This is a genomic window from Streptomyces sp. NPDC000983 (assembly GCF_040299205.1).
Lineage (GTDB): Bacteria > Actinomycetota > Actinomycetes > Streptomycetales > Streptomycetaceae > Streptomyces.
This window is the reverse complement of sequence record NZ_JBEPBM010000067.1, coordinates 1-22,273: the sequence shown is the minus strand read 5'-3', so window position 1 is coordinate 22,273 and position 22,273 is coordinate 1. Positions and strand designations below refer to the sequence as shown.

The 22,273-nt window shown below is 68.3% G+C and carries 20 protein-coding genes and 2 pseudogenes; 10 read left to right on the top strand and 12 right to left on the bottom strand.

What is annotated here, in order from left to right; translation table 11 throughout:
- From ABT296_RS36510 to ABT296_RS36495, 4 genes are all read left to right on the top strand, one after another.
- On the top strand, nt 1-689 hold a 689-nt coding region (locus ABT296_RS36510; RefSeq protein ID WP_351934102.1), incomplete at its 5' end, for a ferrochelatase.
- Between the two features lie 134 nt (nt 690-823).
- The gene (locus ABT296_RS36505) at nt 824-1,216 is read left to right on the top strand and encodes an NUDIX domain-containing protein (protein ID WP_351934100.1); all 393 of its coding nucleotides are present in this window, start codon (nt 824-826) and stop codon (nt 1,214-1,216) included.
- A 189-nt stretch (nt 1,217-1,405) separates the two neighbouring features.
- Nucleotides 1,406-3,034 (top strand): PP2C family protein-serine/threonine phosphatase, encoded by a 1,629-nt coding sequence (locus tag ABT296_RS36500; RefSeq protein WP_351934098.1) that lies wholly within the window; start codon nt 1,406-1,408, stop codon nt 3,032-3,034.
- Nucleotides 3,035-3,162: 128 nt separating this feature from the next.
- Nucleotides 3,163-3,594 carry an STAS domain-containing protein gene (locus tag ABT296_RS36495; protein ID WP_351934096.1) on the top strand — a complete coding sequence of 144 codons (432 nt, stop codon included), beginning with the start codon at nt 3,163-3,165 and terminating at the stop codon, nt 3,592-3,594.
- Nucleotides 3,595-3,668: 74 nt separating this feature from the next.
- On the opposite strand, the gene ABT296_RS38810 is transcribed toward ABT296_RS36495, so the two are convergent.
- Together ABT296_RS38810 and tnpA are read right to left on the bottom strand one after the other, a co-directional pair.
- Nucleotides 3,669-4,746, bottom strand: a protein-coding gene (locus ABT296_RS38810; RefSeq protein ID WP_502977413.1) for an IS630 family transposase whose coding sequence is annotated in 2 segments (ribosomal slippage) — nt 3,669-4,242 and nt 4,241-4,746 — 1,080 coding nt in all. Because the reading frame shifts where the segments join, the coding sequence is not laid out codon by codon here.
- 122 nt (nt 4,747-4,868) lie between these two features.
- On the bottom strand, nt 4,869-5,303 hold the full coding sequence (gene tnpA / locus ABT296_RS36480) for an IS200/IS605 family transposase (RefSeq protein ID WP_351934104.1): 435 nt from the start codon (nt 5,301-5,303) through the stop codon (nt 4,869-4,871).
- A 43-nt stretch (nt 5,304-5,346) separates the two neighbouring features.
- Here tnpA and ABT296_RS36475 point away from each other — a divergent pair.
- Nucleotides 5,347-6,129 (top strand): annotated as a pseudogene (locus ABT296_RS36475) (nuclease/transposase family protein); the annotation flags it as partial.
- 47 nt (nt 6,130-6,176) lie between these two features.
- Nucleotides 6,177-6,299, top strand: coding sequence for a hypothetical protein (locus tag ABT296_RS36470; RefSeq protein WP_351934094.1), 123 nt, complete (start codon nt 6,177-6,179; stop codon nt 6,297-6,299).
- A gap of 354 nt (nt 6,300-6,653) precedes the next feature.
- Here the strand turns inward: ABT296_RS36470 and ABT296_RS36465 are convergent, their stop codons facing one another.
- Nucleotides 6,654-6,995, bottom strand: a complete 342-nt coding sequence (locus tag ABT296_RS36465; RefSeq protein ID WP_351934093.1) for an AAA family ATPase — start codon at nt 6,993-6,995, stop codon at nt 6,654-6,656.
- A gap of 223 nt (nt 6,996-7,218) precedes the next feature.
- Here ABT296_RS36465 and ABT296_RS36460 point away from each other — a divergent pair, with 223 nt between their 5' ends.
- Nucleotides 7,219-8,094, top strand: coding sequence for a MurR/RpiR family transcriptional regulator (locus ABT296_RS36460; RefSeq protein ID WP_351934091.1), 876 nt, complete (start codon nt 7,219-7,221; stop codon nt 8,092-8,094).
- A gap of 130 nt (nt 8,095-8,224) precedes the next feature.
- Here the strand turns inward: ABT296_RS36460 and ABT296_RS36455 are convergent, their stop codons facing one another.
- The 5 genes from ABT296_RS36455 to ABT296_RS36435 form a co-directional block, all read right to left on the bottom strand.
- Entirely contained in the window at nt 8,225-9,517 is a 1,293-nt protein-coding gene (locus ABT296_RS36455; protein ID WP_351934089.1) for a cyanophycinase, read from the bottom strand.
- Between the two features lie 156 nt (nt 9,518-9,673).
- The gene (locus ABT296_RS36450) at nt 9,674-10,891 is read right to left on the bottom strand and encodes a M20 family metallopeptidase (RefSeq protein WP_351934087.1); all 1,218 of its coding nucleotides are present in this window, start codon (nt 10,889-10,891) and stop codon (nt 9,674-9,676) included.
- Nucleotides 10,888-11,652 (bottom strand): amino acid ABC transporter ATP-binding protein, encoded by a 765-nt coding sequence (locus tag ABT296_RS36445; protein WP_351934085.1) that lies wholly within the window; start codon nt 11,650-11,652, stop codon nt 10,888-10,890. The genes ABT296_RS36450 and ABT296_RS36445 overlap by 4 nt, the downstream gene beginning before the upstream one ends.
- A complete protein-coding gene (locus ABT296_RS36440) occupies nt 11,649-12,611 on the bottom strand; it encodes an amino acid ABC transporter permease (RefSeq protein ID WP_351934083.1) in 963 nt (320 codons plus the stop codon). The genes ABT296_RS36445 and ABT296_RS36440 overlap by 4 nt, the downstream gene beginning before the upstream one ends.
- A 1-nt stretch (nt 12,612) precedes the next feature.
- Nucleotides 12,613-13,524, bottom strand: a complete 912-nt coding sequence (locus ABT296_RS36435; RefSeq protein ID WP_351934081.1) for an ABC transporter substrate-binding protein — start codon at nt 13,522-13,524, stop codon at nt 12,613-12,615.
- Between the two features lie 368 nt (nt 13,525-13,892).
- Between ABT296_RS36435 and ABT296_RS36430 the strand changes: the two genes are divergently transcribed.
- Nucleotides 13,893-15,323, top strand: a complete 1,431-nt coding sequence (locus ABT296_RS36430) for a hypothetical protein (protein WP_351934079.1) — start codon at nt 13,893-13,895, stop codon at nt 15,321-15,323.
- A 90-nt stretch (nt 15,324-15,413) separates the two neighbouring features.
- On the opposite strand, the gene ABT296_RS36425 is transcribed toward ABT296_RS36430, so the two are convergent.
- From ABT296_RS36425 to ABT296_RS36410, 4 genes are all read right to left on the bottom strand, one after another.
- A complete protein-coding gene (locus ABT296_RS36425; protein ID WP_351934077.1) occupies nt 15,414-16,811 on the bottom strand; it encodes an aspartate ammonia-lyase in 1,398 nt (465 codons plus the stop codon).
- A 272-nt stretch (nt 16,812-17,083) separates the two neighbouring features.
- A complete protein-coding gene (locus ABT296_RS36420; protein ID WP_351934075.1) occupies nt 17,084-17,674 on the bottom strand; it encodes an AsmA family protein in 591 nt (196 codons plus the stop codon).
- 263 nt (nt 17,675-17,937) lie between these two features.
- Nucleotides 17,938-19,113 (bottom strand): alkane 1-monooxygenase, encoded by a 1,176-nt coding sequence (locus ABT296_RS36415; RefSeq protein WP_351934073.1) that lies wholly within the window; start codon nt 19,111-19,113, stop codon nt 17,938-17,940.
- Between the two features lie 84 nt (nt 19,114-19,197).
- Nucleotides 19,198-19,785: a TetR/AcrR family transcriptional regulator gene (locus tag ABT296_RS36410; RefSeq protein WP_351934071.1), complete on the bottom strand. Its 588-nt coding sequence runs from the start codon at nt 19,783-19,785 to the stop codon at nt 19,198-19,200.
- A 1,023-nt stretch (nt 19,786-20,808) separates the two neighbouring features.
- Between ABT296_RS36410 and ABT296_RS36405 the strand changes: the two genes are divergently transcribed.
- Nucleotides 20,809-21,450 (top strand): carbonic anhydrase, encoded by a 642-nt coding sequence (locus ABT296_RS36405; RefSeq protein WP_351934069.1) that lies wholly within the window; start codon nt 20,809-20,811, stop codon nt 21,448-21,450.
- A 569-nt stretch (nt 21,451-22,019) separates the two neighbouring features.
- Nucleotides 22,020-22,273: pseudogene (locus tag ABT296_RS36400) on the top strand (DUF4394 domain-containing protein); the annotation flags it as partial.

Genomic DNA, 22,273 nt, shown 5'->3' with positions numbered 1-22,273 from the left:
CGAGGGTCGACAAGCTGCGGCACTACTTCAACCACCCGGGCTTCGTGGAGCCCATGGCCGACGGCGTGCTGCGCTCCCTGGCCGACCTCCCCGAGCACGTCCGCGACGATGCCCACCTCGCGTTCTCCACCCACTCGATTCCCACGGCCTCTGCGGACACCTCCGGCCCCGTCGAAGGCCATGGCGACGGTGGCGCGTATGTCAGGCAGCACTTGGAGGTGGCCCGCCTGGTTGCCTATGCCGTCCGCGAGCGCACCGGCGTAGACCACCCCTGGAAGCTTGTCTATCAGTCCCGCTCCGGCGCCCCGGAGATCCCGTGGCTGGAGCCCGATATCTGCGATCACCTTGAAGCCCTGCACGAGTCGGGCGCGACTGCCGTTGTCGTGGCCCCCATCGGGTTCGTCTCGGACCACATGGAAGTCCTCTACGACCTGGACACGGAGGCGAAGGCCAAGGCCGAAGAGCTCGGGCTGCCCATGCGCCGGTCGGCGACGGTGGGTACCGACCCGCGCTTCGTTGCGGCTGTGCGTGACCTGGTCCTGGAGCGCGCGGCCACCGAGCGCGGCGAGCGGTCCACCCCTTGCGTGCTGGGCGCTCTCGGCGCCAGCCATGACGTGTGCCCCGTCGGCTGTTGTCCTTCGCGCGTCGGCAGGCCGGCTGCGGCCGGCGTCGACAGTCCCTTTCGGTGACCGGGGTTGGTGCCTGCTCCGACGAGGCTTGGGCCCGTCGGTGCGGGGAGTGGGTGTACCGGGTCGATCTTGTGGACCATGTCATGGCCGTGACATCTCGCGCCGAGGCCGTACGCCATCGTTGGCTGCATCGCGTGATTGCCGTTGTCTGTCGCGATGAGGGCGGAAGGGTTCTCCTTGTCGAGCGGTCCCCTTCCAACCTGCGTTTTCCGGGAGGGCTGGAGCCCTTCGTCGCCGGTGCGGTCAGGGCGGGGGAGTCCTATGAGCGGGCGGCGCAGCGCGAGGTCCTTGAGGAGCTCGGTCTACGGGTCCGCGCCCGGCCCGTCGACAGGTTCCGGAACCTGGACAGCCCCACCCCGCACTGGATGGGACTGTACGAGTGCCGGATCCCGGCGGCTTCGGTCGTTCCCGATGCACGGGAGGTCGCGCAGGTCAGTTGGCGCTCTGTCGCAGAGGTGAGGAGGCTGTTCGGTGCGGGGGCGCTGACGCCGGAGAGCCGTGCGGTGCTCACCAGGATTGCGGACTGACGCTGCAGGAGTAACCGGCGCATTTCCTTCACAACTGTGGAGATGGTGGGGCGAGTCGAAGGCGGGTTGTCAGAGCGGTGCCCCGTGAGGGATTGTTGTCCAAAGACAATGATTCTTTACGAGTGGGTGAGGTGAGGGATTCGCTCAGCGGGTCCTCGATGTTTGGTGGCTACCCGAGCGCAGATCGCCGTGGAGGCGGAGTCCGACTTCCCGTGGCGTGGCGCCCCCCAACCCGTTCTGGTCTGTGACGCTGCCGGAGTTCTCCTCCAGCGCAATGATGCCGCGCAGGCTCTTCTGCCTGAAGCCCACCCCGGAACCTGCCTCGCTGACATCGTTCCGGTCTGGCTGGTCGCGGCCCACGAGGCTCTGTGCCTGGAAGGTGCGGCCACCGGACGGGAGTTGGGCGATCCCCTGACCGGTGTGATCGCAGCGCGCCGTTTCGAGGCGCACCCGAGCGTGCGCGACGACGGCACGGTCGCATGGTGGCTGGTGGACGACACCGACCATCAGCTCGCCCGTGCCGCACTGCGCACGGAACGGGAGCGGACCGCTTTCCTCACGGAGGCGTCGAGCAGGCTGCCTTCGTCCATGAACCTGGCGCACTGCATGGACGTGACCGCACAGATGGCCGCTGAGAGCCTCGCCGACGCGGCTCTGGTTGTCGCGCCGACCCGCGCTCACCGGCTGCCTGTGGTGACCTGCCTGCGCGGCGGTGTACCTACGATGTCACTGGTTGCCTTCGATCCCGACGGCGTGCCCGGCCTGGGTGAAGCCCTGCGCGGGTTTCCGCCCGTCCCTTCCCGGTGGCTCGACCCGTCGGCGGCCCCGCCATGGATGATCCCCGAGGGCTTCGGCCCCATCGGGGCCATAGTCATCACTCCGCTGCCCGGGCACGGTGTTCCCGCGGGTGCGCTGGTGTTGTTGCGCAAGACGTCCAGCGGCTCCTTCACGGACGAGGAAGAGGGCTTCGCACGTCTTTTCGCCGCACGGTCCGGGGCGGCGATGTCGGCCGCTCGCCTGTACGCGGAGCAGACGGCCACCACCCAGGTGCTGATGCGCGAGCTGCTTCCTCCAACGCTGCGCCAGATTGCGGGAGTTGATTTCGCGGGCGGTTACCGCCCTGCGGCGGACCACGAGCGGATCGGGGGCGACTTCTACGACGTGCACCCTGCCTCTGCAGAGGGCAAGCCGTCGCTCGTCACGCTCGGGGATGTCTGCGGCAAGGGTTTGGAGGCCGCTGTCCTCGCCGGAAAGATTCGTAACACGCTGCATGCGCTGTTGCCCATGGCGGACGACCACCAACGGGTGCTCAGCCTGCTGAACACGGCACTGCTCTCCTCCCATCGTGCGCGATTCGCGACGCTTGTCCTGGCCTCTGCCGCCCGTCAGGGCAACGACGTGCGTGTGAGACTGACCAGCGCCGGTCATCCGAGTCCGCTGATCGTCCGTGCGGACGGCACCGTCGAGGAAGCCGACACCCGCGGCACGCTGGTCGGGGCGCTGCCGGTCGTCCGCGCTCGCACCGCTACGCTCACGCTTGCTCCCGGGGAGTCCTGCGTTCTATACACCGACGGCATCACCGAAGCCAAGGGGGGTCCGCTGGGCGACACCCGTTTCGGTGACGAACGCCTTCGACGTGCTCTCGCCGGATGTGCCGGGATTCCCGCTGCGGGCATCGTGGAACACCTCCAGATGCTTGCCTCGCAGTGGATCGGCAACCGCGATCACGACGACATCGCCATGGTCGCGATCTCCGCGCCTCGTACCCACCACTTGAGCGCGGTGAACGGCCACACCCGTGGCAGGTACACCGCATGAGCGCCACTCGGCTCCCCACCGCGGAGTTCTTCGCCCGTGAGCTCACCGGCCTTCCGCGGACGAGGCGCCCTCCGCCGCGGAGCCGAAGACGTTACCGCCGTCCACTCCAGCCTCATAGGAACACCCGCATGACCCCGCTTCCTCCCGTCCTTCACCTGGTCACGGTCGACGCCGAGAACACCATCCGCATAGAGATCATCGGGGACCTTGACTACGACACCGCCGACCAGCTCCTGGAAGAGGCCACGGCTCAACTGGCGTCCCGGCCACAGCCGGTCGACCTGCACCTGCACTGCGGTGGCCTGGGCACCGTCGACTCGATGGGTCTGTCCGCGCTGTTGATGATCGGCCGCCTCACCGCGGCCGCCGGTGTGTGTCTCCACCTGGACGACCGGCCCCCGGCGCTCGACCGGCTCCTCGACATCACCGGTACCCATGACTACCTGACGGCGGGGGCGGCCGCCGATGCCGTGACCGCCCAGCAGCACGCGACAGAGCCGCACATGACCCAGGGGACAGGACAGGCGGGCCGTCACACAGCACCGGACGGCCCCACCTGATTCTTCAGCATGATCTAGCGCGGAATTCCGGGCGTTCACGCCCGGGGGAAGCGCTTCTTACTGACTTCGGCTTGTCAGGGTGACGGTGGTTCGTCGAGGGCCAGGCCGGTGCCGGCTATGAAGCCGTCGAGGGTGCCGGAACGGTACTGAAGGCGCTTGAGCCGGTTGCGTACGAGTACTTCGAGCCGGTCGAGGGCGACGACGGCGAGGTTGGTCAGGCTGCGTTTGGCGTGCGCCCGTACCCACTCGACCGGGTTGAGGTCGGGTGAGTAGGCGGGCAGCAGGAACACCGTCAGCCACTCGCGCTCGGCGATCAACTCGCGCATGACGCGGGACACATGGGTCTTCAGGCGGTCCCAGACCAGCACGACGGGTGCCTTGAGGAGCTGGTCGACGCCGTCGATCAGCGCGATGAAGTCCCGCTCGCCCATGCTGCGGCGTGTGCCTTTGCCCGCTGGGTGGGTGCGCAGACGGTGGCACAGCCGGGTCCGGGAACCGGGCCGCATCGCGATCAGCCCGGCCACCGACAGGCGCCCCGAGCGGCGGCCGCTCACCGTTACGACCGGCGTGTGGCCGCGTCGGCCCCAGGTGCGTCCCCTGGGCGGCCGACGGGTGAACCCGGCTTCGTCCTCGAAGCAGATGTAGCCCCGCAGGCCGCCCGGGCTCTTTTACCTCAGCCCAGGTCGCCTCCTTCCACGCGGCCACGGCCTGCTCGTCGCGCTCGGCGACCCGCCGTGCGGGGACCTGCGGGCTGAAGCCGAGCCGGTGCATCAGCCTCGTCGCACCCGAGACGCTGTAGGAGACGTGGAACTTCCTGCCAATCAGCGTGGCCACCCGCGCCGCGGTCCACAACTGGTCCTCCACCCAGCCATGCGCGGCCGGCCCCTGCTCGAGATACCCGGCGAGCTTCTGAAGGCAGCGCGGTGACAGACGGCATCGCGAACCGCTCGGGCCACGGGAGGCCAGAGCCTCACGACCCCCGTCCCGCCACAACTGGTGCCACTGGTAACTCGACTTCACGCTCACCCGCAGGCGCCGTGCGGCCTCCGGTGGCTTGATCTTCTGTTCGAACAGCTCGGCTGCCTGCATCCGTACCGTTTCACGGCGCTGCCGCCCCGCAGTGGTCAGCCCGCCCCCATCCGCATACCTCACCCACCACGGAATACAGCCGCCACCACAAGCCCTTCAGTGACTTCGCGAAGATTCACCCCGACGAGCTGAAGTCAGTAACGCTGCTCGGACCCGCGCGGGTGCACGGGGCTGCGCTGTTGACCTCAGCCGGGACGTTTCTGATTCTCGATGTACTCCTTGATGACGGCGAGCGGGGCGCCCCCGCATGAAGCGGCGAAGTAGGACGGCGACCAGAAGTGCTGACACCACAGGTACGTGCGGATGTGGCCGGGGAACTCCTGCCGGAGGCGCCGGGCGGAGACACCCTTGAGGGAGCCGACCAGCCGGGAGATGGCGACCTTGGGCGGGTAGTGCACGAGCAGATGAACGTGGTCGCGTTCGCCGTTGAACTCCCGCAACTGGGCGCCGAAGTCGATGCACACGTCGCGCATGACCTCTTCGCAGCGCCGAAGGATCTCGTCGGTGAATGGTCCGCGCCGGTACTTGGGGGTGAAGGCCAAGTGTGCGTGGAGGGTGCAGACGACGCTATGGCCCCTGCGGATGTGGGGTTGGGTTCCCAGCGTGGTGACATAGAGCATTGCTACGATCACGCTCGTGAAGATTGTGGCGCAGGTCAAGCTCATGCCGGATGCCGTGCAGGCATCCGTGCTTGAGCGGACCCTGCGTACGGTCAACGACGCCGCGAACCGGGTGTCGGAGGTGGCGTTCGAACACGGCGTGCCGCGTGAGTACGAGCTGCGCAAGCACACCTACGCCGCACTCAAGGCGCGGGGGCTGGGAGCGCAGGCCGCGCAGCACGTCATCAAGAAGGTGCGCGACGCGTACACCACGCTGGGGGCCAACATCCGTGCCGGGAACCTCGGCAAGGACGGTTCCAGGCGTCGCCGCAAGGTTGAGTCCAAGCCGGTCACCTTCCGGCCCGAGGCCGCCCAGCCGTATGACGACCGGTGCCTGAGCTGGCAGTACGACCAGCGGACCGTGTCCATCTGGACCGTGGCCGGCCGGGTCAAGAACATCCGCTTCGCCTGCTCCGCCGACGCGCTCACGATGCTCCAGGCGCAGCGGCAGGGAGAATCCGACCTGATCGAGCGCGAGGGCGTGTTCTACCTCGTCGCCACCTGCGACGTGCCCGAGGCCGAGCAGTACGAGCCGGACGGCTTCATCGGCGTGGACCTCGGCATCGAGAACATTGCCACCGCTTCCACCGGCTACCTCGCCGCCGGGCGGGGCCTCAACCGGTACCGCAAGCGGCAGCTCGCCCTGCGCGCCAAGCTCCAGAAGAAGCGCACCAAGAGCGCCAAGCGGCGGCTCAAGGCCCGTGCCCGCAAAGAGGCGCGGCACGCCGCCAACACCAACCACATCATCTCCAAGACGATCGTGACCGAGGCTGAACGCACGCGGAGACGTCGAGGTCCGCGCTCCGAGCCGCCATGAGGGCTATGACCAGGTAGGTGATCAGCGCCACGGTCGTGACGGCGGCCGTCCACAGGGACAGCGCTGCGGCCGTGCTGAGCAGCAGTCGAACGCGATCGGGCTGCGCGGAGGCCGTCAACCGGATCAGGCTGCTGCTGTAGTCGCCGACCGTCACGGTCGCCCAGAACGACAGGGCGACCACTCCGTACATGCTGGCGGCCGAGGACTGGCCTGCCGTGATGCCGCCTGCCACTGATCGAGTGTGGGGAAGGAGACGCCGGGGCCGCCCTCGGGTTGAGCCTGCGATGAGTCGACGACCTCGGCCATCACCATGTTGATCATGAGAGTGAAACAGAATCGTCAGGCCGAACCAGTCGAGAACGACCCCCCTTGCGACGAGTCCGCAGAAGCTCGCTGCGCACCGTGTTGATCATGACGTCTTCCGTTGCGCGGCCCAGGCGCGGGCTGCCGCGAGATCTTGATCGTTGGTACCGGTCATCGGACGTGTGCTCGGCCTACCGACTCTCGGCCGACAGCAGGGCGAGCGGCGACGCGGTGTCCTGTTCGTGTTCTGCCGCGATCTCGCTCCGCTGCCCGGTGCGAGCGAGCAGATCGGTGACGGGGCCGGAGTGGACCAGGTGGCCGAAGCGGATGACGACCATGAAGTCGCAGACCATCTCGATCTCGGACAGGAGGTGCGAGGAGACGATGACGGTCCGGCCCGCGCGCGCCAGGTCTGCCAGCGGGCCCCGGACCTCGACGATGCCCGCGGGGTCGAGCCCGTTGGTGGGCTCGTCGAGAATCAGCAGTTCCGGGTCGGGCAACAGGGCCGCGGCGATGCCCCGGCGCTGCTTCATGCTGCGGGCGAGGTCTTGCGTGTCGGCGGCGCCTATCCTCGGGCCGTAACAGGCGGTACATTTGGTCGGCATCGGCAGGGCGGCTGTACTGGCGTTCGCTGCTTGAGGGCTTTGGCAGATGAGGTCGGCACGCCTCCGCAGGCGGTGTGCCGAAGTCGTGGCCTCGACTGAGTGGCAGTTCTCGGCGCCATGCCGCCGACCTACATCCCGGGAGGATCCGCACATGAGCGGCACGCTGGCCGACGAGATCCGCGGCAGGCTGGGCGATCTCAGTCCTGCCGAGCGCAAGGTGGCTCGTGTGCTGCTGGCCGGCTATCCCGCGGCTGTATTCGAAACGGTGGCGACGATCGCCGAGCGGGCGGGGGTTTCCACTCCCACGGTGCTGCGCTGTGCGTCCCGGCTGGGATACCGCGGTTTTCCGGACCTGCAAGCGGCGTTGCGCGCGGAACTCGACGCTCGCAACGCCTCGCCCATTACGCTCTACGAGTCGGCGGAGTTGGCGCAGAGCAGCGTCGGGGCAGCGGCATCCGACCGGGAAGCGGACTCTCATCCGGGGTTGCTCCTGGTGCAGCAGGCCCTGTCCCGGACGTTCCGGGAAGTGTCTTCGCACGAGTTCGACACGGCGGCCGGGCTGCTCAGTGATCCCCGCCGCCGGGTCAACCTGGCCGGTGGCCGGTTCACCCACTTGCTGGCCCGCTACCTAGGTCTTCACCTCATGCAGGTGCGTGACCAGGTCGCGTTTCTCCCGGACCGGGACGTGGAGCGGACTTCCTTCCTCACTCAGCTCGGCCGGCGTGACCTGACGGTTGTCTTCGACTACCGCCGCTACGAAGAGGACATGACGCTCACCGCGGAGCTCGCCCGGGAGAGGGGCGGGAAGGTCATCGTGTTCACGGACCCCTGGCTCTCTCCCGCCTCAGCGCATGCGGACGTCGTCCTCATCAGCCAGGTCTCCTCCGCCTCCGCTTACGACAGCCTGACTCCGACGCTTGCGGTGATCGAGAACCTGATCTCTTCGGTGCTCGACCGGCTGGGTGCTGCCGCGCATGAGCACATGAAGGAGGGGGAGACGGTGGCTCGGCGAACGGGGCTGCTGTGAGCCTGACTCGTGCGGTCCGGTCGGCCGTGGCTGCGTAGGGCGGGTGTGGGCCGGCGAAATGTGGGTGATGAGCGGGCTGAGCCGTCGTCGGCGTCAGTGATCTGACTCCGACGACGGCTCAGCCTTTCACTCAGCGCGCGGCGATGTTGATCCGCAGGCCGAGGAGTGTGTGGGCGGTGGCGCCATCGCTGGTCCAGGCCGTGAAGCAGGCCGTCTTGCTGAAGGTGACGTCGAAGCCCGGACCGGTCTCGAAGGTCGTGGCGGTCGCGGTGTTCTGTGCCCGCGTCGCGGCGAGCGCGCGGGCCGTCGTCCGGAAGGAGTAGGGAGTTCCGTCGGGGTTGGCGGTCGAGTAGAAGATGTCGCTGTTGACCGGCACGGGCGTGCTGCTGGTGGCGGTCAGGCGGCTCTTGTCCGCCGAGGGCAGGGCGTGCCAGGTGCGGGCGTCGTACCGGTCGTGGTCGGTGAGGTAGTTGTAGCGGGCTCCGCGCAGGGCCCAACCGCTCTTGGTCTTCGCGGTGCGTGCCTTCCGCAGGTCGAGCACGGCGACGCCGTGGGGACCCAGAACGGCGAAGTGCTCGTGCCGGGTTCCGGGGTTCTCCACGACGATGGCGGTGTTCTCCTCCAGGGCGTAGACCCGATCGTGGCCCGTGTCGGCGGCCAGACGGTAGGCCCGGCCTTCACGTCCGTACGCTCCGGTGTGGGTGTCGATGAGTGCGGAGCGCAGGAAGCCGAAGCCTCCGCGCGGTATGTAGCCGAGCCGGGTGGGGTCTTCGAAGTAGCCGGCAGCGCTGCCGTCCCGCAGCCCCTCGTAGGATTCGCCGCCACTGACCATGTCCGGTCCCGAGACGATCTGCGCGCCGGCGGAGGAGCCGGCGACGACCGCCCCGCCTTGGAGCTTCGCGCGGATGGCGGCGAGGACCTTGGAATCGGCCTGCTTGGGACCGCGCAGCAGTGTCTGCACATAGCGGTACTGGTCTCCGCCGCCGAAGAAGAAGCCGCTCATGGAGTTGACCTGGGCGACGACGGCGTCGGAGTCCGCGTTGTCGATGTGGTCGAGGTCCAGCGGGATCCATTCGGCGTCGCCGGCGCCGTGCTGCTTGAACAGGTCGACGTAGTAGGCGCCGTTGCAGACCGAGTTGCTGCACCGCTCGGGATCGTCGGCGTCAGGGTCCTGGCTCTGGGGCACGGAGGCGGCGGTGATGACGCCGATGCGCGCGGACGGACCGCCGGCACGCCGGACGATCTCACCGTAGACCTGGGTGTTGTCCGCCTTGAGACCGCCGCCTACGAGAACCAGCGAGCCGCCGTTCGCCGAGGGACGCCCGGTGGCCGAGTCTGCCGCCGCGGGTGCGGCAGCGAGGAGGGTGAGGGCGAGACTGCCGGCGAGGGCGGCGCGCCGGGTGAGGCCGTGATGTGCATGCAACGGAATCTCCATGCTCTGTGGGAGAGGTGTGCCCGGGCCTTTCCGTCGGGTGCGGTGCGGCCCGGGCTGCTTCCGGCAGCCCCGGGAGGGCTGCCGGATGACGGGAGGGGACGGTGCTTGCTCCGTCCCGGTTGCAGTGCCTGCGGGAGCGGCGGGTCAGGGCGCGCTGTTCCCGGCGTGTCCCAGGGCCGCCACGAGCGCGGCCAGCACAGCGATGCGGTGCGGCACGCTGGTGGTGTCGAGCCACTCCTGCGGGGTGTGATCGGCTCCGCCGACCGGGCCGAGCCCGTCCAGGGTGGGCACGCCCGTTCCGGCGATGAGGTTGGCGTCGCCGACTCCGCCGGTGGTAGTCGCGCCCAGGTCGAGACCGACGGGAAGGGCAGCCTTCCGGGCCAGTTCGAGCATGTGCTGGGACATGCAGGTCACTTCCATGGGCGGGCACAGATCGATCTGCTCGACGGAGATGGTGGTGCCGGCGACGGCCGGGTGATCGGCGGCTTCCCGGATGGCCAGGCGTACACGCTCGACGTCGTCCGTGGTCGCGGCCCGCACTTCGAGGCGGAGTTCGGCCTCGGGGCAGACGATGTTGGCGCGGCTGCCGGCGCGCACGATGCCGACGTTGACCGTGACGTCGTCCCAACGGCCGTTGAGGGACTGCAGGTCCACGATCAGATGGGCGGCCGCCAGAGCGGCGTTCGCGCCGCGTTCCGGTTCGATCCCGGCGTGCGCGGCCCGACCTGTGACGGTGATCTGGAAGTCGGCCACACCCTTGCGGCCGATGACGAGATCGCCGTTCTCGCGGGCGCATTCCAGGCCGAGGCCGTAGTGCACGCCGCGCGCGGTGGTCTCGATGAGGGGGCGACTGGCAGGGGAGCCGATCTCCTCGTCCGGGGTGGCAAGGAAGACCAGTTCGTCATAGCTGGTGATGCCGTGCGCGTCCAGGATCTCCAGGGCTGTCAGACCGGCCAGCAGCCCTCCCTTGTCGTCGCTCACTCCGGGGCCGTGGGCGATGGACCCGTCCAGGCGGAACGGGCGGGCGGCCGCGGTTCCCCGGTCGAAGACGGTGTCCATGTGACCGGCGAGGAGGACGCGCCGGCCACCGTCCGACGCACTCAGGGTGCCCTTCTTGCGGGCGACGAGGGCGTCTCCTGCCCGGCCACCCTCGCCGGTGGGGAGGGTGACGCGCTCGACGGTGAATCCGATGTGGTGCAGGCGTTGCTGCACCCAGTCGGCGACCCGGTTGACGCCGTCGGCGTCGTAGGAGCCGGAGTCGATGGACACCAGCTCGCGGAGGTCTTCGAGGTACTGGGAGCGACGCGAGCTGGCGAGGTCGAGCAGCTGTGCGGACAGCTCCTGCTGCGGCGGGGCGCTCACAGGACCTTGGACAGGAAGGCGCGAGTACGCTCCTGCTCCGGTTCGATCAGCACCTGGCGCGGGTCTCCGGCCTCCACGACGACACCCTGGTCCATGAAGACGGCGGTGTCGCCGACCTCGCGGGCGAAGCCGATCTCGTGGGTGACGACGACCATGGTCATGCCGTCGGCCGCCAGTTGCCGCATGACATCGAGGACATCGCCCACGAGCTCGGGGTCCAGGGCGGAGGTCGGCTCGTCGAAGAGCATCAGCTTGGGCTTCATGGCCAGCGCACGCGCGATCGCGACGCGCTGCTGCTGACCGCCGGACAGCTCGGCGGGGTAGTGGTGGCCCCTGTCGCCGAGCCCGACCTGTTCCAACAGCAGTTGGGCCTGCTCGCGGGCCTGGGACTTCGGCACGCCGGCCACCTTGACGGGGGCCTCCATGACGTTGTCGAGTGCCGTCATATGCGGGAAGAGGTTGAAGCGCTGGAACACCATGCCGATGTCACGGCGTCGGGCGGCCACCTCGCGCTCACGCAGTTCGTGGAGCTTGTTGCCCTGCTGGCGGTAGCCGACGAGCTCGCCGTCGACGGTGAGCTTGCCCCCGTCGACCTTCTCCAGGTGGTTGATGCAGCGCAGGAACGTCGACTTGCCGGAACCGGACGGCCCCAACAGGCAGCACACCTGCCCCCGTTCGACTGCGAGATCGATGCCCTTGAGCACCTCGAGCTTGCCGAAGTGCTTGCGCACGCCCTCGGCCCGCACCATGGCCGCGGTCATCGGCCGTCCTCCTTGTTCTTCTTGCCGAACAGACCGGCCGCGCCGCCCAGCATGCGCTGGAGCGGAGGGGTGTGGCCGGCGCGGGCCGATCCGCGCCCGTAGCGGCGTTCCAGCCACGCCTGGGGAATGCTGAGCAGGGTCACCAGGGCGAGGTACCAGATGGATGCCACCACCAGCATGGGAATGACCTGGTAGTTCTGCGCGTACACGTCCTGGATGTTCGACATCAGGTCGTGCGCGGCGATGACCGAGACCAGAGCGGTCATCTTGAGCATGTTGATGGTCTCGTTGCCCATCGGGGGAATGATGACCCGCATCGCCTGCGGCAGCACGATCCTGCGCATGGTGAGCACCGGCCGCATGCCCAGGGAGTGGGCGGCCTCGGCCTGGCCGGTGTCCACCGACTGGATGCCGGCCCGGACGATCTCGGAGGCGTAGGCGGCCTCGTTGAGTCCCAGCGCGAGGAGAGCGGCGACCGCGGGCGTGAGCAGGCTGTTCGTCTCAGCCTGGAAGAAGGTGATGTCGGTGAAGGGGACGCCGATCTTGATGTACTTGTAGAGAGCTGCGGCGTAACCCCAGAAGATGATCTGTACGAGCAGCGGTGTGCCGCGGAACACCCAGACGAAGGCGTTGGCGATGCCGTACAGCACGGGGCTGGAGGACAGGCGCATCACTGCGATCAGCGTGCCGAGTCCGAGCCCGAGAACCATGGCGGCGGCGGTGAGCCACAGGGTGGTGGCCAGTCCGTCGAAGATCAGGCCGGCGAAGAGATAGTCACCGACGATGTCCCAGCGCAGGTTCTCGTTCTTCGCCAGCGAGCCGATTAGCCCGACCAGCCCCAGCAGCGAGACGGCGGCCGCGACCCAGCGCCCGTAGTTGCGCACCGGTACGACTTCGAGTTCCGTCGTGGTCGGGTCGCTGCTGGACTGTGCCGTGACGGAATCCTTGATGTCGATCATTTCAGTCCACCGCAGCGTTCTTGGTGGCTTCCTTCACCGCGATCGAGGCCACACCGTACTTGTCGTAGATCTTCTTGACGGTGCCGTCGTCGATCAGCGCCTGCAGGGCCTTCTGGATCGCGTCCGTCAGTTCGGGCAGCTTCTTGCTCACGGCGATGCCGTTGGGCGATGCGTTGTAGCCGCCCGGGGCCGCGGGGTCCTCCACCAGGTCGAAGGCGCCTCCGTCGTCGGCGGTCTTGGCGACCCAGCCTGCGGCGGGCTTGGTGAGGACCTGTGCCACGACCTTGCCCGAGCGCAGGGCGAGCTGCGCGTCGGAGTCCTTGGGGTAGGTCTGGATGTCGATCTTCTTCTTGCCGGCGTCGGCGCAGGTGCTCTGGTGTGACTTGAGCAGGTCGAGCTGGTTGGTGGCTGCCTGGACAGCGACCTTCTGGCCGCACAGTCCGTCCAGATCGGCGATCGAGGCGGGGTTGCCTTCGCCGACGAGGATGCCTGATCCCGACTGGGAGTAGTCGACGAAGTCGAGGACCTGCTGGCGCTCCTTGTTGTCGGTGATGGCCGACATGGCGACGTCGAACTTGCCCGCCTGGATCGCGGGAACGATGCCGTCGAACTTCTGCGGCGTGAACTCGAACGTCACGCCGAGCTTCCCGCCCAGAGCCTGGCCCAGGTCGTAGTCGAGACCGGTCAGCTCGCTCTCGCCCTCCTTCACGAACATCTCGAAGGGCGGGTAGGGCACGTCGGTGGCCACCTTCACCTTCCCCGCCTTCTTGATCTGCTCCGGCAGCGAGTTGTGCAGGGCCTTGTCCTTCTTGATGGCCGTACCGGCGACAGTGACCTTTCCGTCCGCTGCGGGCGCCGCTGAGTCGTCACCTCCTCCGCACGCGGTGACGGTCGTGAGGGCCAGCGCTGCCACCGATGCAGCGGAGACACGCCATGCGAGACGAGCGTTCATCGTGAGGGAACCTCTCGGGATCTGTGCCGACGAACCCCTGTCGTCAGCAGCACATCAGGGAAGTTACAGAGTCGACTGAAACTTGGCTAGATGTATCGCACGTTTCATTCGGGTAACAGGCCTCGGGTGGCGGCATCTGATCTCCTTTTGCGCGGTTTTATGCCTTGCGGCCTGCTGAAACACGCAGGCGGAATGACTATCCAGCCTCATACATCTACCGGATCTATGGCTTGGCTTGTATCTTCCGCTACCAACCCCACGTACCTCGTCGTCCCCAGCGACAGCCGCGTACGGCAGGACGTGCCCAACTCCCACCCACTGGAGACCCTGTGACGCCTCGTCATGCCCGCCGACTCATACCCGCAGCCACAGCCCTGCTCGCCGTGTCGCTGCCGCTCGCCCTTCACCACCCCGCCCACGCGGCCGCCGACCGCATCAGACTCGGCAGCGCAGCCGACGTCAGCCGCACCACCTGGAACGGGCCCGCCTTCACCATGAACGGCGCCGGAGGTGTGGTGACCGCCTCGATGTCCCGAGCGGTCGACGCCATCCGCGGCGGCACCGGAAGCCTGGACGTCGTGGTCCTCGCGGGCTCGGCCCCGACCTCCGGGAGCAAGACACCCGAATGCGACACCATCATGACCGTCACGGGCGTCAACTCCTGTACGACCTGGACCCTCACCGCCGCCAGCGACGGCAACAACAGCCAGGTCAACACGGACATCCGCAACGCCGAGTTCGTCTACTTCGCCGGCGGCGACCAGTGTCGATACGCCGCATGGAAGGGCACGGCGCTGGAAGCGTCCGTGGAGTCCGTGGTGGCCAAGGGCGGCGGGTCCGGGGGCGGCAGCGCGGGGCACCACATCAACAGCCCCGTGGTCTACGACGCCTGCAACGGCAGCGTCACCAGCACCCAGGCCCTCGCCAATCCCTACGACCGCGCCATCAGCTTCACCACGGGCATGTTCCAGTGGGCCAACTACGGCGGCGTCATCAACGACTCCCACTTCGTCACCCGCGACCGTATGGGCCGCACCATGGCATTCGTCGCCCGGGCGGTGAAGGACGGTCTCACCACCGGCGGCGCCGCGTGGGGCGTCGGTGTGGAGGAAGGCGGCGGATCGCTGTTCATCGACCGCAACGGTCTCGGTACGCAGTACGGAAAGGACGCGTACGTGGTCCTGGGCGACCACCAGCCCGAACAGGCCGTCGACCGCAAGCCGCTCACGTACTCCAACTTCAAGATCTGGCGCCTGACGCCGGGCACCACATTCGACTTCAAGAACCGCCCCACCTGCGGCTACTACCTGCGCAGCGTCACCAACGGAACCCCCGACGCCAACCTCTACAACGGCACGCCCGTCACCAACTGCAGCCCCCAGAGCGGCGGAAGCACACTGGCCGAGAGCGAACCGAACGACACGCGTGACCAGGCCAACGACGCCACCGCCTTGTCCGCCCCCGCCACCATCACCGGCGGCATGAAGTCCACGAGCGATCGCGACTACTTCAAGACCACTCTCGGCTCAGGACAGACCGCCTCGCTGAACTGTGCCGTGCCGGACGCCTACGATGCGGACGTGTACTGGCTCGACTCGGCCGGCAGCACACTCACCCGTTCGGTCAACGACGGTGCCGGAACCGACGAATCCCTCACCTTCACCCGCACCGCGACCGGCACGGGCACGTACTACGTCGACGTCGAGGCGTACAGCGGGTCGGGGAGCTCCCCCTACTCCTGCACCCTGTCGAAGAGCTGAAGGGGCTGGGCTGAGGGAACGAGCTGAAGGAACGCCCTTCCTGCTCCCGTCGGCGGCCCGGTCGGCTCACCCCGTGGGCGGCGAGGCCCCTCACTGCGCGGGATGCGCCAGGCGCCACGGATCCAGCAAGTGATCAAGCTCCTCGCTCGACACCAAACCGCCCTCCAGCGCCAACTGCCGGACACCCTGTCCGGTCTCGATGGACCGCCGCGCGAGCTCGCTCGCGCGGCGGTACCCGATCGCAGGGTTCAACGCCGTGGCCAGTCCGGCCGATCCCTCGACAAGACTGGAGAGGTGCTGCTCATTCGCCTCGATACCGCGAACGCACCGCTGAGCGAGAACACCGCATGCCGCCGCCAGCCTGTTCGCCGAGTTGAGCAGATGATGCGCGATCAGCGGCTCGAAGGCGTTCAGCTGCAACTGACCGGCCTGAGCGGCCGCGGCAACGACGGCGTCGGCGCCCATGACATCGAAGCAGACCTGGTTCACCGCTTCGGGGATCACCGGGTTGACCTTACCCGGCATGATGCTCGACCCTGCCTGGACGGGAGGCAGACGGATCTCCGCCAGCCCCGCGTGGGGTCCCGAGCACAGAAGGCGGAGGTCGTTGCATATCTTCGACAACCGCACGGCGAACTGCCGGAGCGCGCCGGAGAGCTGGAGGAAACCTCCGGTTCCCTGCGTGCTCTCGATTCTGTCCCGGGCCGGGCGCACGGCCACGGCTGAGAGATCCGCGAGACGGGCGATCACAGCACGGCCGAAGCCGGGATCGGTGTTCAGCCCCGTGCCGATCGCCGTCCCGCCGAGATTGATCTCGCACAAGGCACCCGCCGCGGCACCTATGAGCTGAGCATCGTCGCGCACGGTGAGGGCGTACGTGTCGAACTCCTGCCCAAGCGTCATCGGTACGGCGTCCTGCAACTGGGTGCGGCCGAGCTTCACCGTCTTGGCGAAAGCCCTTCCCCGGTCCTCGAACGCCCTGGCCAGCTCCGCCATCTGCTCCAGCAGAGCGTTCGACGCGGAGTGCAGCGCCAGCTTTACGGACGTCGGGTAGACGTCGTTCGTGCTCTGGGCGCGATTCACGTGGTCGTTGGGGTGGACGATGTCGTACCTGCCCCGCGCGTGCCCGAGGATCTCGAGGGCGCGGTTCGCGATGACCTCGTTCGCATTCATGTTCGCCGAGGTGCCGGCACCCCCTTGCAGCACATCGACGACGAAATGCTCGTGGAGGAGACCCTGCCGGATCTCACCGCATGCTTCGGCGATGGCGTGCGCTTGCGCCTGCGGCAGGGTTCCCGCGTCGAGATGCGTCAGGGCGGCGGCCTCCTTGACGCAGGCGAGCGCGGCGACGAGTTCGGGGTGTGCGGACAGCGGGATACCGGTGATCGGGAAGTTCTCCGACGCGCGCAGCGTGTGGATCCCGTAGTAGGCGTCCTGCGGTACGGCCCTCTCGCCGATCAGGTCGCGCTCTCTGCGCTGCACGGTCATGTGACTCCTTCGTCAGGGGCAGGTGGAGGGCGTTCGCCAGGACGTCCGAGCCAAAGTATCACGCGGTACATCTGAGAATACAGGGTGACATTCTGAAACACATGATACGGACTGGCGGTGATTGCCTCGCCCCTCGCAGGGGTGCCCGACCGCGCGTGCGGCCTGACGTGCTCTCCGCGCACCACGGCTGCCGCGGGGGTTCATATGCCCGGAAACGGCCCTGGTGGTGCCTCCGGGCTTGGAGGCACCACCAGGGTTGTGGGGGTGGGGGGTCAGAAGCGGGGGTGGGTGTTGGCGGTGCCGATGGTGAGGCCGGAGGCGAAGACCTTGGTCTTGAGCGTGGTGTTGAGCGCGCCGGCGGCTTCGGGGGTGAGCTTGAGGGTGACGTTGGTGGCGTCGGCTCCGTGCTTGGTGAGCTTGACGTTTGCGGTGGACAGGTCGAGCTTGAAGACGGGGACGCGGGTCTCGGTGCCGACGACGCGGCCGGTGAGCTGGGCCTTGTTGAGGTCGATGGTGAAGTTCTTCACCTCCAGGGAACGGCCGTTGAAGACATTGGTGAACTTCAGACCGCCCTTGTGGAGGATCTTGCCGCCGAGGGGGTTGGTGGTCAGGGATCCGCCGGTGACGGGGTAGGTGGCCTTGAGGGTGGGCTGGTTGCCGACCGTGGTCAGGGAGGGCTTGCCGGGGCGGGTCACGATGGGGGCGATGCCGTTGGAGAGGAGGGCCTTGGCGATCGCGGGGGCGACGGTCACCGAGGTGTGGCCCTTCTTGACGGGCACGGTGTGGGGGGTGGCGGAGGCGGTGGGGGCGGCGATCGCCAGCGCGGCGACGGCTGACGCGGCGACAAGAGCGGTGCGGGTCATGGTGTTTGACTCCCCAAGGCGAGTGTGTGGTGCCGATGACGGGGAGGTGTTCTTCCACTCGTGTGGGGGTGGATGCATCCGTGTCTTGCGAAGTTTTGCGACACCTACGGCTGGCGGGACCTCCGGGCCTCGGGTTGTGGACTGATGCTGCGCGAGAGATCACGGAGCGGGCGGCTCGCGAACGTGATGGCCCGCGGTATCACCTCGCGGCGGCCGCGCAGCGCCGCCGGAGGGTGAGGGAGTTCCGGCGTGGGGCTCAGGGCTCACATCACCGGGTGGTTGCGCCGCGCGCTCGTGATCGACCGGCGGGGGTGGAGGTTGGCGCGCTGCGGGTTGCCGTTGTAGTGCGCCAGAACCCTGGCGTCCATGACCCGGCGCCACAGCGGGGTTACCCAGGCCAGGACAATCATGGAGGCGTATCCGGAGGGGAGTTGGGGTGCTTCGTCGAAGTGGCGCAGGGTCTGGTAGCGGCGCAGGGGGTTGGCGTGGTGGTCGGAGTGGCGCTGGAGCTGGTACAGGAAGATGTTGCTGGTGGTGTTGTTGCTGTTCCAGCTGTGGCGTGGGGCGACCCGCTCGTAGCGTCCGTCCGGGCGTCGCTCGCGCAGCAGGCCGTAGTGCTCCAGGTAGTTGACCGTTTCGAGCAGCAGGACGCCGCATGCGGCCTGGACGGCCAGGTAGGGCAGGACCACGGTGCCGAAGGCGGCGGCGAGGATCGTGAACAGCAGTGCGGTCAGTGCCCACGCGGTGAGTACGTCGTTGCGGTGTGACCAGACGCGTTGGCCGCGGCGGTCTAGGCGGCGGGTCTCCAGGCGCCAGGCCGACCGCACGCTGCCCGCGACGGTGCGGGGCAGGAACGCCCACAGGCTCTCACCGAGCCGCGAGCTCGCGGGGTCCTCGGGGGTCGCGACCCGGATGTGATGGCCGTGATTGTGCTCGACGTAGAAGTGGCCGTAGGCGGACTGGGCGAGCGCGAGGCGGGCGAGCCGGCGTTCCACGGTCTCCCGTTTGTGCCCGAGTTCATGGGCGGTGTTGATGGCGACACCGGCGACGACGCCCACCGTGGCGGCTAGGCCCAGGGCGTCGGGGACGCTCATGCCGTCGGACCACAGCATGCATGCGTACACGAGTCCGGCGTACTGCAGGGGCAGGTAGAGGTAGGTGCACCAGCGGTAGTAGCGGTCCTGTTCCAGCATGCCGATGGCCTCGTCCGGGGGGTTCTCCTGGTCCGGGCCGATCAGTGCGTCGAGCAGCGGGATGATGACGAAGGCGAAGAACGGTCCCCACCACCACAGCACCTGCCAGTCGCTCACCGCGACCAGCGCCGCTGCCTGGAACGGCAGTGTGGGGACCGCCAGGCCGAGCAGCCACGCGTAGCGCTTGCGGTCACGCCAGGGCGTGCCGGCGGGGGACGCGGGTGGTGTCGTCGAGGGTGCGGTCATCGGGGTGTGCTCCTTGCGGGCGGTCGACTGCGACGGGGCAGAGCGTCTCAGTGGCCCGGAGCGCTGACAATCGGGGACGCCTTGTCAATGTTTTGACGGAGCGTCAGGTGCAGTCGGTCGGGCCAGTACGGCCGTGGCTGCCGCGGTGATGACCTCGGCCGACTCGCGCAGTGAGTGCTCGGGTGGTGGGAGCACGATGTGCGACAGGGTGAGGCGCACGATGACATCGGCTGCCTGGTCCGTTCGTACGGTGTCGAACTGCCGGTAGTGAGTCTGGCACCACGAGCGCACCAGGTGCCGGGCTCCGGTGACCACCGGTTCCGAGCGCGCGGTGAGGTAGGGCAGCAGGGAGTCGGTGCCGTTGCGCGCCGCCTTGATCACCGAGGCGACGAGCACGTTCTCCTGCGCCTCCCGCAGCGCGTACAGGATTGCCGCGGCGAGTGCGTCCGTGGCGGTGGACGCGGGCTGTCGCAGCGCGTGGTCCACACCGGTGAGGAAGCGCTCCGCCTCGCGGTGCACCAGCGCCCGGCTCAGGCCACCGCGGCTGCCGAACTCCTTGTAGACGGTCGGCCGTGACACCTCGGCGCGGGCTGCCACCTGCGACAGGCTGACGCAGTCCCAGCCCTTCTCCGCCGCCATCGTGCGCGCCGCGTCCAGTACGTCGTCCCGCATCCGCCGTCTCCATGCCTCACGCGGAGGAAGGGGGGAACTGCCGTCCGTGGTCGCGGAGAAGGTGAAGGGCCTGTCGTCCATGATCTCGCTCTCGTATCGTCTGCGCGGGCAGGAAGCCGATGATGCGACGTCGCCTACACTCTGACGAAACGTCAGAACGTTGACAGCGGGTCGCTCTGGGCGCCGCCCCGGCCGGCGTGGCACGCTGACCGCCGGCGGGCCTCCCCCCGTGTCCCGCCACGCTGGTCCGCGCGCGTGCCGTCGTTCGTCGCCCTGCCGTCGGCGGTACGGGTCGGCGGATTCAGGGGCCGCCCGTAGCGGAGCTTTCCGGCGGGCCGTCGAAGGGGGTTCGCGTCGATGGTGCCGCGGCGGCAGCAGTCGCAGGCAGGACCGTCCTGAGGACCCCGTGGCCAGGCGGAGCGGCCCGGCGGCGAGCGCCGCGGTCGGCGCCCCCGATGCACGCGCTTCGTCGACGAGGCAGTCCGACTGACCGTCGAGATCGGGATTCGATCACGGGGCACTGAAACGTCCTGTGCAAGCAGGCCGGCGGAGGGGCAATCCGAGCGGCCTGCAGCACAGTTGCTCCGGCCGAATGGCGACGGTGCTCGCGCAGCGGTGCTTCTGGCCGTGACCCCGGCCGACCCTTCGCCTCCACAGGTAGCGCGAAGGCGAAGGGTCTGCCCGAGGGGGATCGACGCGTCGCTCCGTCAGGGCTTTGCCGTGCTGATAGCCCGCCCTTTCCGGAGTGCACGACCTCGGATGCGGCCAGCGCTCTCTTCTCTGGCGCGCTCGCCCACCGTAGCGTAATCGATTGCGCCTGACGAGCGGTTCCGGCATGCATCTTGAGTGGTTGGAGAAAGGCCAGGTCAAACACGCTTACGCGCGTTGCGTCGCCTTGCTGTGTGGCATCGAGGGTGCACCATGTGCCACGAATATTCGAAGAGATATTGACTTTTCTGATTCCTTCTGAATCCAAGCGTTCCGCGACTACGGCGACCGGTGCTGGACCGTAGTCTGCAGACCATGACCGAAACCACGACTCCCCAGCCCCGTGAAGCCTTCGATCTGCTCATGGCGGGCAACCAGCGGTTCATTGAGGGTGCGCCTGAGCACCCGCACCAGGACGCCACCCGCCGCGCCGTCATTGCTCCCGCGCAGAAGCCCTTCGCCGTTCTGTTCGGCTGTTCGGACTCCAGGCTGGCTGCCGAGATCATCTTCGACCAGGGCCTGGGTGATCTGTTCGTTGTCCGCACCGCGGGACATGTCGTCGGCGCGGAGACTCTGGGCAGCATCGAGTACGGCGTGAGCGTGCTGGACTGTCCCCTCGTTGTGGTGCTGGGCCATGACTCGTGCGGGGCCATCGCGGCCGCCTGCGCCGCCGCCGACGGCGGCCGGGTTCCCGGCGGTTTCGTGCGAGATGTCGTGGAGCGGGTGACACCCAGTGTCCTCGCGGCCCGCGCCGTGGGACGTGACCGGCCCGAGGAGATCCTTGCCGAGCACATCGAGCGCACCACCGACCTGCTACTGGAACGCTCCCGTGTGCTGGCCGATCGCGTGGCGGACGGCCGGACGGCCGTAGTGGGTCTGTCCTATCGCCTCACCGACGGAAGCGCACAGATCGTGACTGCCCAGGGTATCGATGCCGCGGTCCCCGCAACGTCCTGAGCGCCTGGCTTCGCACACGCACGCCGTGGCCCGGGCCGCGGTCCGCCGCTTTGCCCCCTGGCCGGGCCGGACGCGGGTCGCGTCCTGAGCGCTCGCATGCGGGCATGGCAACAGGAGCTCAGGGCTCCGGGGAGCCGGCCGGGGACAGGGAGCGCAGTCCGGACAGGACCTGTGCGGCGTTCCGCGGAGCGGGCCTATGCGGGTGCCTCTTTGGAGCGTGGCCGGGTGCGTGGGTCGGGCTTTCCCGACCCACGGTGACCATGTGCGGTCGGGGAGCTGTTCGGCGGTTCCGGTGAAGTCGCGCATGCTTCGCCCTTTCAAGGCCAAGCCCGCTGCACCCTCTGACCTGGCCTGCTGGCAGGGGGCCAGAACCGGCGGCGGTGCGAGCCCGTAGATCCCGACCGGTGCGGCGGCCAACCGATGCCGCATTGGTAGGTGCGCCGTGATGACTATTGCGGGCCGAACGGATGGTCTGCCGCTCCGAGGCCCGTCCTGCCGTCTGTCTGCGGCGAATTATCCGCAGACTCCCTGATGTCCAGTGCGGGTCATTGATCGAACGGAGCCTTCTCGTGCGTACTCGATTCGCTGCGACCGCCATCGCTGCCGCGGCCACCGCCAGCCTGCTTTTCCCGGCTGTCGCCACCGCGGAGGCGTCCGGCGACTTCACGCCGACGGGCCGTGCGGCCAAGAGCGGACTGATCAGCGTCGGGCTCACCGCTGACCAGCGTCTGGTGGGCTTCTCCACCGCCCGGCCGGGCGACACCTGGTCCCTGGGCAAGGTCTCCGGCCTGCGCGGCGACACCGTCCTGGTCGGCATCGACTT

Coding starts and splice junctions, on each gene's coding strand:
- ABT296_RS36495 (WP_351934096.1), top strand. CDS start 3,163: ATGACCCCGCTTCCTCCCGTCCTTCACCTGGTCACGGTCGACGCCGAG.
- ABT296_RS36420 (WP_351934075.1), bottom strand. CDS start 17,674: ATGACCCGCACCGCTCTTGTCGCCGCGTCAGCCGTCGCCGCGCTGGCG.
- ABT296_RS36445 (WP_351934085.1), bottom strand. CDS start 11,652: ATGACCGCGGCCATGGTGCGGGCCGAGGGCGTGCGCAAGCACTTCGGC.
- ABT296_RS36465 (WP_351934093.1), bottom strand. CDS start 6,995: ATGAAGCAGCGCCGGGGCATCGCCGCGGCCCTGTTGCCCGACCCGGAA.
- ABT296_RS36440 (WP_351934083.1), bottom strand. CDS start 12,611: ATGATCGACATCAAGGATTCCGTCACGGCACAGTCCAGCAGCGACCCG.
- ABT296_RS36410 (WP_351934071.1), bottom strand. CDS start 19,785: ATGCGGGACGACGTACTGGACGCGGCGCGCACGATGGCGGCGGAGAAG.
- ABT296_RS36405 (WP_351934069.1), top strand. CDS start 20,809: ATGACCGAAACCACGACTCCCCAGCCCCGTGAAGCCTTCGATCTGCTC.
- tnpA (WP_351934104.1), bottom strand. CDS start 5,303: ATGCTCTATGTCACCACGCTGGGAACCCAACCCCACATCCGCAGGGGC.
- ABT296_RS36460 (WP_351934091.1), top strand. CDS start 7,219: ATGAGCGGCACGCTGGCCGACGAGATCCGCGGCAGGCTGGGCGATCTC.
- ABT296_RS36425 (WP_351934077.1), bottom strand. CDS start 16,811: ATGACCGTGCAGCGCAGAGAGCGCGACCTGATCGGCGAGAGGGCCGTA.
- ABT296_RS36415 (WP_351934073.1), bottom strand. CDS start 19,113: ATGACCGCACCCTCGACGACACCACCCGCGTCCCCCGCCGGCACGCCC.